The sequence below is a fragment of the Tardiphaga sp. genome, assembly GCF_028290785.1.
Classification (GTDB): Bacteria; Pseudomonadota; Alphaproteobacteria; order Rhizobiales; family Xanthobacteraceae; genus Tardiphaga.
The window spans coordinates 1-10,191 of sequence record NZ_JAQGJD010000407.1 but is presented as its reverse complement, the minus strand read 5'-3'; the positions used below and the strand labels follow the sequence as shown (position 1 = coordinate 10,191).

Annotated in this window: 9 protein-coding genes; 3 read left to right on the top strand and 6 right to left on the bottom strand. The window is 60.6% G+C overall.

Going from position 1 to position 10,191, the window contains the following annotated elements:
* Window positions 1-8: 8 nt before the first annotated feature.
* From JWR89_RS25725 to JWR89_RS25700, 6 genes are all read right to left on the bottom strand, one after another.
* A complete protein-coding gene (locus JWR89_RS25725; protein ID WP_299721026.1) occupies window positions 9-497 on the bottom strand; it encodes a hypothetical protein in 489 nt (162 codons plus the stop codon).
* Between the two features lie 295 nt (window positions 498-792).
* Entirely contained in the window at window positions 793-2,811 is a 2,019-nt protein-coding gene (locus JWR89_RS25720; protein WP_299721025.1) for a hypothetical protein, read from the bottom strand.
* A gap of 259 nt (window positions 2,812-3,070) precedes the next feature.
* Window positions 3,071-3,775, bottom strand: coding sequence for a hypothetical protein (locus JWR89_RS25715; RefSeq protein WP_299721024.1), 705 nt, complete (start codon window positions 3,773-3,775; stop codon window positions 3,071-3,073).
* Window positions 3,776-3,856: 81 nt separating this feature from the next.
* On the bottom strand, window positions 3,857-4,069 hold the full coding sequence (locus tag JWR89_RS25710) for a hypothetical protein (RefSeq protein WP_299721023.1): 213 nt from the start codon (window positions 4,067-4,069) through the stop codon (window positions 3,857-3,859).
* A 76-nt stretch (window positions 4,070-4,145) separates the two neighbouring features.
* On the bottom strand, window positions 4,146-4,742 hold the full coding sequence (locus JWR89_RS25705; protein ID WP_299721022.1) for a hypothetical protein: 597 nt from the start codon (window positions 4,740-4,742) through the stop codon (window positions 4,146-4,148).
* A 70-nt stretch (window positions 4,743-4,812) separates the two neighbouring features.
* Window positions 4,813-6,036: a site-specific integrase gene (locus tag JWR89_RS25700; RefSeq protein WP_299721021.1), complete on the bottom strand. Its 1,224-nt coding sequence runs from the start codon at window positions 6,034-6,036 to the stop codon at window positions 4,813-4,815.
* Between the two features lie 505 nt (window positions 6,037-6,541).
* On the opposite strand from JWR89_RS25700, the gene JWR89_RS25695 reads away from it, so the two are divergent.
* From JWR89_RS25695 to JWR89_RS25685, 3 genes are all read left to right on the top strand, one after another.
* On the top strand, window positions 6,542-7,435 hold the full coding sequence (locus JWR89_RS25695; protein ID WP_299721020.1) for a LysR family transcriptional regulator: 894 nt from the start codon (window positions 6,542-6,544) through the stop codon (window positions 7,433-7,435).
* Between the two features lie 287 nt (window positions 7,436-7,722).
* Window positions 7,723-9,804, top strand: coding sequence for a hydantoinase/oxoprolinase family protein (locus JWR89_RS25690; RefSeq protein ID WP_299721019.1), 2,082 nt, complete (start codon window positions 7,723-7,725; stop codon window positions 9,802-9,804).
* Window positions 9,801-10,191, top strand: a 391-nt coding sequence (locus JWR89_RS25685) for a hydantoinase B/oxoprolinase family protein (protein ID WP_299721018.1), incomplete at its 3' end; no start/stop codon positions are given. The genes JWR89_RS25690 and JWR89_RS25685, both read left to right, overlap by 4 nt.

Genomic DNA, 10,191 nt, shown 5'->3' with positions numbered 1-10,191 from the left:
AATCATGATCACACGTCCGCGGTGCAGTCGAGATGCTTGAAGACCTCGACCGTGTCCCAGCCGCAGCAGCTTTCGAACCCGCGCAAGTACAGCCGAAACAGTTTGTCGGCCCGTAAGTTTGTCAGTTCCTCGCCGCAACCGTTGGCGATGCCGATCTGACGCACCTGCCTGTCCATCTCCTCAATAAGGGGCGCCATCGCAACCGCTGCCTTGCGTCGTGCAGTAACGGTCTTCCGTTTTCGCATCGTCTCATACGCCGAGTCGAAGCATGCATATAATGCCGCAAGATGGGAAGTGTGATCATTGCCAGGGCGTTCTGAGCTGTTACCAACTTGAACGCGCATGTGAGCTTCAAGCGCTCTGCTTGCTGTCGCGATCTTCCATGACGGCCGGCCCTTCACCAGTGCATCCGGGGCAATGTTGCGCATTGCTTTAACAAGAGTCGATCGATCGCGCTCAAGCTGTTCCGCGAGATTGTTCAAGCTGTAGGTTTGCATTTGGAGCTCCGGTTCCGTTCGTTGGCGGTGATTATGGCCTTGGTTCTACCGGCACAGAATACTGGCGCGTTACCGGTGATCGGTGCACCTGCCGGAAGGACCCGAGCTAATCAAGGGTAAGCTTGAATACTGCCTAGATGAACTGATGCGAGCACTGGAAACACTGAAAGCACTGAAATCCCATTGCGCTGTTCTGTATCCCCAGGGTACTGAAATGGTTCGGAGGTTTGGATAGAGGATAGAGGATAGAAGGAATGGAAATAGGTGCAGTAGAATTTCAGTGCTTTCAGTGTTTTCACTGCTTGGCTCCTTTCCTTACAAGTTCGGTCGCCGCTAAAAACCGGTCGCGGACTGATAAATCGGTTCGACCGTAGATTACCTGCCGACTGCCATTGATGATCCACAGTCCCTGCTTGGTATCGTCATTGCGGATCGGAACATATCCACACTTCTCCAACCGATGCGGAATAGCTCGCCGATTTTTCCGATCAACAATCCACTCGAAAAATCCTCCAGATGCAGCGCCAGTAAGCTGTGCCACAGTCGTGGCGGAGGGGTTGCTCAGACGGTCCAATACGTCCGCGACTTCCGCTTCCTCAGGTGCCGCACCTGCTTCCACAATCGACCAGAACGCCGGCCCCTTCGGTGGCGGCGCCGCTGGGTCGAATTCCGAAATATCCAGCTCATTCAGGTAGGCCGCAATGTCTTCGTAACCGCCGTGGGCATACCAGCTCCAGAGATCGGTCCAGTAGCCAGCGCTAAAGTCGGCAGCCGCGGCATCACTCCACATTACATCATGCCGGCGATCATCGGCAGGCAGATAGATTCCATCAGTACGGTAATTGCTAGTGAATATAATTCCGCACACATTCGGGACATAATGCTCGCGCCAATGCTTCTCATTGACGCGAAGCACGTCGGGCGGCGCGGCGCAGTACACTTTGGACGTTTCATAAAAAGAGAAACGATTTACATCGCCAAGATCACGCGCCTCGGAAACACGAATAATGACGGCTTTAGCGTATCCGTTGAATTGACCGAGCATCGTTTTCGGCGCGACTTCCTGAAAATTCCAAGCTCCGACGGCATGTTTAACCGGCGCCAGCAGGCTGTCTTTGCCGATGCCCGGTGCCCCGCCCAAGAATAGCGCATGGTTGATTTTCTCCTGCGGACGCTGCACCCGATGAGCGAGCCAAACGATCAATCGAGGGGCATCTGCCGGATAGACTTTGTAACAATGCTCGACCCAGCGGTCCGCTCCGGCCGCGCTGCGGAGGCGGATTGTCGGGCCTCGATAGAGGTTCAAGCAAGTCACGCCTTGACGCTCAATCCAGCCGCCATCAGAAATGATTTTGTCATGGATCTCGAGCGGCATGCCTGGCGACCAAGTCATCTGCGTAGCAGCGCGGTTCATATCGAGCCAGTCGCTGGCGCGGGTCGACTTCCCGTCGATATTTTCGATACGCGGGATCCGAGCGTTGACGCTCGCCGCCGGCCACATCTCTCGACTTGGGATGAAAATATAAGAATGCGCTGGCAAGTAAGCATAAAAGTCGTCGAGCACAACGCCATCGTTGTTGCTGCCGACCACGTCAGCCGCCGGCGGCGCCCACAAAGGCACATTCATGCAGATATCGACCAAGCCGTCAGCGCGTTTTGGATCGACGTCCAACCAATCTGAGACGTCGCCCTTTTCTGGCAGGTCCGGCAGCTGTACTACGCGGACGGTTGCAGCCACGCCATAAAGAACAGTTGCTGCAGCAATCGCCTTTTCGGCTCCCTTTGTATCGTTGTCAGGCAGGATGAAAACGTCGCGGTCTTTGAGCGGAGCCACGATGTCGGATGTCCACTTGCTGCCACCGGAGATGGTTGTGGCACAGCAATTGAGCGAGAGAAGACGATCAGAATCCTTCTCGCCTTCGACAATGAAAACGGTTCGCACGGCAGATTTCCGTAACTCTGGCAGCCGATAAAGCAGGCGCTGCACGTCGCCGAGGTTCCAGCTCCAGCCATCGCCGACGGGCCGGCGCTGTCTGAACGACTTTGGCTCAAGACGCTGCACCTGGTACTGCAATACGCCCGCGACGTTGCAGTAGTCGTAGGTAGCGACTACTCGGCTCACAGCAGCCACGGGCGTGATCAAGGGCTCCATGGCGTCACTGACCAGAGTAACCTCAGGGGCCGTGTGCTGGATGACTGCGCGTGCCATGACCGCGGCCCGCTTGATCGCAAGGTTAGGGGGCGCCGGTAGGTCGCCACGCCCTTGATACTGCAGGAACGGCGGCAGGCCGATCCGCGAGCGTACATAGTCCAAGCAGTCAATCCGGTCGTCCCCGGAGTGACTATGGATCAGAAGCCCGAGCGGCGCGGTAGCGCAAGGTCGAACCGCTAACGAGCGATCGGTCGGGCTGTGCTTGGGGCCAGGTGCAAGAACTTGACCGTCACTGATCACGCCGCCGAGTGCGTGGGCGAGTTGATGCAGAGTGAGGTTTGAACGATCGTTGCTCACGGGACGGATCCGATCAGGAAGGGGCGGGCCGCAATCCGAAGCGACCCGCAGATGATGAACCGGTTTAGAACGGGACCTGATCGTTCATGTCCTTGTCCAAGACCACAGCATCGATGATGACGCCGGGATTGACGACGGCTGCGGGGCTTCCGGTGCCGTCCGGCTTCGGGGGCTTCCGGGGCGGCGGCGCGTCACCGCTTATCGGGGCGGTGGGCGGCTCGAAGCCCACCACGATGAAATCGGGGTAGAAGGTGGTGCCGCCATGTTTCTTATTCTTGTAGGAGCCGCTGCCGAGCTTCACGATGGGCAGGCCGTTGAGAGGATTGCGCGCGTAGACCGCACAAAGCTTGCCCAAGGATCCCATGCCGCCAATGGAACCAGTCTTGAAGACAGCGTACGCGCCGGTCTCACCATCGATCATCGGGCAGTGATACTGGAATTTCACCGGATCGCGCGGGTTGCCCACAGAATCTTTCTCCCAATCGGCCGTATTGTCATATCCGGACGGGCGCTCGGGCGGCTCAGCTTCAGCTACCAGAGAAACTTCTTCGCCGAGAACCTTGCCGCCGCCGAACACAGTGTGGCCGTGGCCGAGCTGGTCGATTGCAACAACGTACTCGCGGCCGGTGACGTCAAGATCGCCAATATAGAAATGGCCTTGGTTAAACTTCATAATCGTATCGCCAGACTGCGTGTCGCGCGCTACCTTGAGGAGCCGCTCGATGGCGGTCGTGTTTGTGGTTTGCAAATTTCCGTTTTCGTTTTTCAAGTTCATTCTCCGAAGCAGCCCAAATGAATCGGACGTGTGCCCACGCGGGCTGTATACGCGGGTCCCGAATTTACTATTTGATTAGGTGATGATGGTTGCGAGCAGGCCGAGGCGAACGGCCTCGCTGCGCGGCACGATCGGAATTCCGCCAATGCGGACAATGTTAAGATCGCCACGCTTAATTTGCCGCCACACAGTCGGGCGAGACGTGCCGGTCAACGCGGTCCATTCGGCAAGACGCCAACCAAGCCGGTCGCCCCCCGTCGTCAGAATCTTCATAGTCTTGTTGATCACGAGCCACCTCCATTCGAGTTGGCTCAATCTATTTCGCGACATCTGTCTTGTCGGCATTGCGTTTTGTGGACCGAATTTATCGGTCTCGTCCGCCATCTCTCTTGGTGAATAGCGTCGTTCCAAAAATTTGGTCGATCTCCAGACAGAATCGGTGATAGGGACCGGTTCGTCTCCCATCGCGTACCGTGCGGCGACCGCTCTTGCCGGTCAGGGTCTGATAGGCGGTCTGGACTGATCGAATCGCGGCGTGCTCGGGCTCACCGGGACGCCGAATCTTTGAGCGGCCTTCCTTCGTGCGTCTTGCAAGCTCGGCGACGATATCAGGCAACACGTATTCCGGCTTCGGAATGACGGTCGTGAACCCGGGGCTTCGATAGGTAAGGATAGTGCTGCGGTCCAGTCTCCAGCCGCGGTTCGTTTTCACTAGTGGCTTCCATACCTGTCGAACGGCGAGAGAAAGCGCCACCCACGCAGTACGCCACTTCTTACTGTCAACTTTCTTACCAGCAATTGCTTTTTTTGCCATCCGGGCGATGTCCCGCAATTGACGCGCGGGACCGTACGCCCGCTTACGAGGGCGTGCGAAGTAGCCGTGGGAGTCTTTGCCAATGTCGTGACCACGAGCGAGGGCCAGCATTGCGACGCAGATGATTATTGCCTGTTCAGCTGCCACGACGCGGTCGCCGTAACCGCAGAGCACGGCTGTCAATTGGGTGCGCACTGTTGGCGGGGTTATTGCCACGCTATTCAGCTTGTCGCATCGGTATCACCTTGGCGGTGTCTGCCGGGGCGGCGAAGCAATATCGAGCCCATTCGTCCATTAGGAAACGGCGCTTGTCGAACAGGTCCGAGCGCAAATATGCCGCCGAGGTTTTATTTTGAACGACGTGCGCCAGTGCAGCATCCGCGATCTCAGGTGGCGTGTTGGTCTGCTCTGCTGCCCAATCGCGAAATGTCGAGCGAAACCCGTGAATGGTCGCAAATTCGATTTTCAGGCCGTTGCGCAGCAGTTTGGTCATGCCTGACGCAACGCAAGGCGTATTTGGTTTCAACCCCGGAAATATGAAATCGCCCTGCCGAAGGGCGCGCATCCGATCGAGCACGTCGATCGCCGCGCCGCTAAGTGGCACGCGGTGTTCTCGACCAGCTTTCATGCGCGCAGCCGGAACAGTCCACATTTTTCTTTCCTGATCGATTTCATCCCAGCGAGCGCCGATCGCTTCGCCGCTTCGGCATGCGGTCAGGACTAGGAACGACAACGCGGCCGCTGGGCTCTCGTCGCGTTTGCTCAGCTTGCCCAGCAAGTCCCCGACCTCGACGTATTGCATAGCGGCGTGATGCTGCTTCGCCGCAGCCGGACCATTCGCTGCAAACAAGTTTTCAAGATGGCCGCGCCAGCGCGCCGGGTTCTCGCCATCGCGGTTGCCACGCGCCTTCGCAAATTCGAGGATGGCTTCAATCCGCCCTCGGATCCGGCCCGCCGTTGTCGGAGTCTTGCTCCAAATAGGCTCCAGAGCCCGGATCACAAGCGAGGTGTCGATGACCCCGACTGGGAGTGAGCCAAACACAGGCGACACGTGGGCCGCCAGGGTGTTCGTCCATTGCTCACAGCTCTTGCCACCGCGCCAGCCTGTTCGGTGGGCCTCGACGTAAGCAGCAGCGACGGTATCGAACGTGACGACACGGGCTAGCTCCAGTCGCGCAGCAGCCGTTTTGGCTGCTTTAGCCGCGATGGGGTCTTCACCGGCGCGAAGCTGTTGGCGACAAGTAGCGGCAAGGTTACGGGCCTCGCTGAGGCCGACGTCGCTTACCGGTCCAAGTCCCATGCACCGAATTTTACCTAGGAACCGATACCTAAATATCCAGCTACGTGAACCGCCTTTTGCCACCTGCAAAACCAATCCACCGCCGTCGCCGTGGAGGCCGCGCTTAGTGGCACGGCCGACTGCTAGCGCCGTAAGCTTCATCCGTGCCCTGCTGCTCGCCATTACGGTCCTTCCGAAGATGTCAGCTCGCAAGGCTTACCCCCTCACTTACCCACACACTGGGCCTGAGATTGCCCGAAACAGACCGTATCACCTTGAAGCGTGAAACGGCTATATATCATTGCAAAACAACGACTTTTGGACGATTTGAAATGTTCTGGAATTCTATGAAATGGCCAACTAGGGGATACGTCCTCCCCCCGCCCGCAGGCGCCGCCTCCCGCCCCACTCCAAGACGCCTCATGAAGCGCCCCTCATTGGACGGGATGTCGTGGACGATAGTCCTAAAAGGAATATTGTCAACAATGACAGGAAAATATTTTGAACGTCGGGCTCGGGGGCTGCGTCCTCCCTTCTCGTTGGCGAGGCGGCACGGCCGGAGGCCCATCGGTCTACGGCACCGGCCACGCGCTCGATCGCGGCGGCTGTTTGTCGTTTGCCGCGACGCGCGTAGGATGGCGACAGGCGACCAACAAGGATTGATGGTTTGGATTTCCGGCAATTGCGCTACGCGCTCGCGGTGTCGAAGGAACGCAGCTTCACCAAGGCGGCAAAGCGGCTGAACATCTCGCAGTCGGCGGTCAGCGAGCAGGTCAAGCTGCTGGAGGAGGAGATCGGCTTCGAGCTGTTCACGCGAACCTCGCGCGGCATCGAATCCACCGATCGCGGCCGCACCTTCCTGTACGAATCCGAGCGGGTGATGGGCGACCTGCTCAGCCTCACCGACACCGCGCGGCGGCTGCGCGGCGCGCTGGCGGACACGCTGACCATCGCCATGGGCTCCGGCATGGCGCAGATTTTCATTCCGCGGCTGTTCGACGACCTCAAGAACAATCTGCCCGGCATCCGGCTGGAAATCCTGACCGCGCCGACTCGAAACATCTTTACCGAACTGCACGAGGAGCGCATCGACGCCGGGCTCGCCATCGAATCCGATCCGGAGCGGCTGCCGGCCGGGCTGGTGTTCGACCGCCTGATCGACGCCGAGATGGCGTTGATCCTGCCGCCGAAGCATCCGCTGGCGCGCAGCAAGCAGCCGGTGGACATCGGCCGGCTGCTGGCCGAGCCGTTCATCATGAGCGAGCTGACCGTAGGCTACGGCCAAGTGGTGCTGTCGCTGTTCACCGATCTCGGCATCCGGCCGAATGTGCTGGCGGTGGTGGATAATATCGAGACCATCAAGATGATCGTGCAGTCCGGCGGCGGCATCGCCATCGTGCCGCGCGCCTGCGCCGCCAACGAGGTGGCCCTCGGCCTGCTGAAAGCGATGAGCATCGCGCCGGCGCGCAATGTGGCGTTCAGCCTGTTCCGGCGAAGGCAACCGATGTCGCGCCGCAAGGAAGCGGCGCTGTTAAAGTTGCGGGATATGTTGAAGGGGTAGGGTCTCTTGTCCCGGACGGCTGCGGCATGTCAGGCGATGCGCTTGCATCGCCGCAAGTGCCGCTGCGCAGAGCCGGGATCCCGGTTTCTTTCTTTATCAAAATACCGGGGCCCCGGATCTGCAGCGCACCACGCCCAACTGGGCGCGTTGCGCAGCGTCCGGGGAACGGTTGTGGGCCGGTTCGAGCGCCATCTGTTTTTCCGATACCCGCATCGATATTCGGTTTTTGACTCGGACGCCGCTGCCGACCCATGCTGGGGCAGCTTCACGATCGATCGGCGCGCATCATGTCCACCGCTTCTCCCCGTTTTCGTATCGGCATCGACACCGGCGGCACCTTTACCGACATCGTCGCAGTGGACGCCAGGTCCGGCGCGATGTCGGTCACCAAGGTTTCGAGCACGCCGTCCAACCCGGCGATCGGCCTGGTGCGCGGTGTCAACGACATTCTGGCGCAGGCGGGCGCCGGGCCGGCCGATGTCGCCGGCCTCGCCCATGGCACCACGGTGGCGACCAATGCGCTGCTGCAGGGCGGCATCGAGTCGCTCGGGCTGATCGTCACCTCCGGTTTCCGCCATTTGCTCGAGATCGCGCGGCAGTCGGTGCCCGACGGCTACGGCAATTCGTATTTCTGGGTGAAGCCGGAACGGCTGGTGCCGCTGCAGTTCGTCCGCGAGGTCGGCGGCCGCTTCGACTTCAAGGGCAACGAGCTGCGCGCCCTCGACGAGGCCATGGTGCGCGATGCCGCGCGCTATTTCCGCAAGCACCAGATCCAGGCGATCGGCATCTGTTTGATGCACTCTTACGCCAATGACAGCCACGAGCGCCGCGTCGCCGAGATCGTTGCCGAGGAATATCCCGAGGCGACGTTGTCGCTGTCCTGCGTGGTGCTGCCGGAATACCGCGAATACGAGCGCGCGGTGACGACGCTGGTTGATGCCTTCGTGAAGCCGTATCTCGATCGCTACCTGAAGCGCGTGCATGACGAGTTGGGCCCGCTGCAGAGCGTGCCGTTCCTGGTGATGCAGTCGAGCGGCGGCGTTGCCTCGTCCGAGCAGATTTTGCGCAAACCAATCACCACCGCGCTGTCCGGCCCCGCGGCCGGCGCGCTCGGCAGTGCAGTGATCGCCGAGATTGCGGGCTTTCCCGACCTGGTGACGCTGGACGCCGGCGGCACCTCGACAGATTTCTGCCTGATCGAAGGCGCCAAACCGCAGCTCACCAATGGCGGCTCGGTCGGGCAATTCCCGGTCCGCATCCCGATGATCGACATCACCACCATCGGCATCGGCGGCGGCTCGATAGCCTGGATCAGCCGCGAGGGTCATCTCAAGGTCGGCCCGCGCAGCGCCGGCGCGGTGCCGGGGCCAATGTGCTATCCGAACGGCGGCAATGAGCCGGCCATTACCGACGCCAATCTGGTGCTCGGCCGACTGCCGCCGGCGCTGATCGGCGGCGGCATTGCGCTCAACGTGGAACGCGCCCGCGCCGGCATCGCCGCGCTGGCGGAAAAACTCCCCGGCAACATGACCGCCGAACAACTCGCCTCGGGGATCATCGAGATCGCCAACTGGGCGCAGGCCAATGCGATCCGGCAGATGACGATCCAGCGCGGCATCGACCCGCGCGAATTCGCGCTGCTGTCGTTCGGCGGCGCCGGCCCGGTGCAGTCGCCCGCGGTGATGGACTTGCTGGGCATGAAAGCCTGCATCGTGCCGCCGAACCCGGGCAACCTCTCGGCCTTCGGCCTGCTGGCGGTGGACTGGCGTACCGATCACATCATCACCAAGGTGATGCATGAGGACGCCATCGACCTCGCCGATATCGCGTCCCGCTATGCGGGGCTGGAGCAGGAGGCGGTCGCCAATCTCAAGCGCGATGGCATTGCCGAGGCGCAGATCCGCCTCGTCCGCGAGGCTGATCTCCGTTACGCCGGGCAGTCGATGGAAGTGCGGGTCGTCGCACCGTCCGGACCGACCAATGAAGCGTTCCTCGCCGGGCTGATCGGCGCCTTCCATGCCGCGCACAAGAAGACCTTCGGCTACGATTATGCGGGTACGCAGAAGATCGAACTGGTCAATCTCTGCGTCTCCGGTTTCGGCGTGATCGAACGGCCGCAGATGCCCAAGCTGGAAGCGGGCGACGGCAAATTCGCGCCGTCGGGCACGCGCCCGGTGTATTTCGATACCGGCTTTATCGACACCCCACTGTACGACCGCGCGACGCTGCCGCCGGGGGCGAAGATCGTCGGGCCCGCGGTGGTCGAGGAATTCGGCTCCACCACGGTGGTGTTTCCCAACCAGTTCGTTGAGGTCGATCCGCACGGCATTCTGGTCATCCGCCCGGTCGCGCAGGAGAGCGCCAAATGAACATGCACAAGCCCCATCCCTGGCCGACCGCGCCGGAGCGCGATGTCAGCACCGTCGATCCGATCGTGTTGCAGATCGTCGAGGGCACGCTGAACTCCATCGAGGCGGAGATCGAATACGCCATCGAGCGCACCGCGCGCTCGCCGATGATCCGCGAGGCCCATGATTTTCGCGTCGGGCTGTTCGACCGCTACTGCCGCAAGCTGACGGGGCGCTCCTATTCGGCGATGCCCAACGGCGTGGTGCGCGACTTTCCGCCGGAGACCATGAAGCCCGGCGACGTGTTCCTGATGAACGACACCTATCTTACCGAAGGGTCGATCGGCCATCTGCCCGACCTGTGCAGCACGGTGCCGGTGTTTCACGACGGTATCGTGGTCGCCTACA

Coding starts and splice junctions, on each gene's coding strand:
- JWR89_RS25700 (WP_299721021.1), bottom strand. CDS start 6,036: ATGAAGCTTACGGCGCTAGCAGTCGGCCGTGCCACTAAGCGCGGCCTC.
- JWR89_RS25690 (WP_299721019.1), top strand. CDS start 7,723: ATGTCCACCGCTTCTCCCCGTTTTCGTATCGGCATCGACACCGGCGGC.
- JWR89_RS25725 (WP_299721026.1), bottom strand. CDS start 497: ATGCAAACCTACAGCTTGAACAATCTCGCGGAACAGCTTGAGCGCGAT.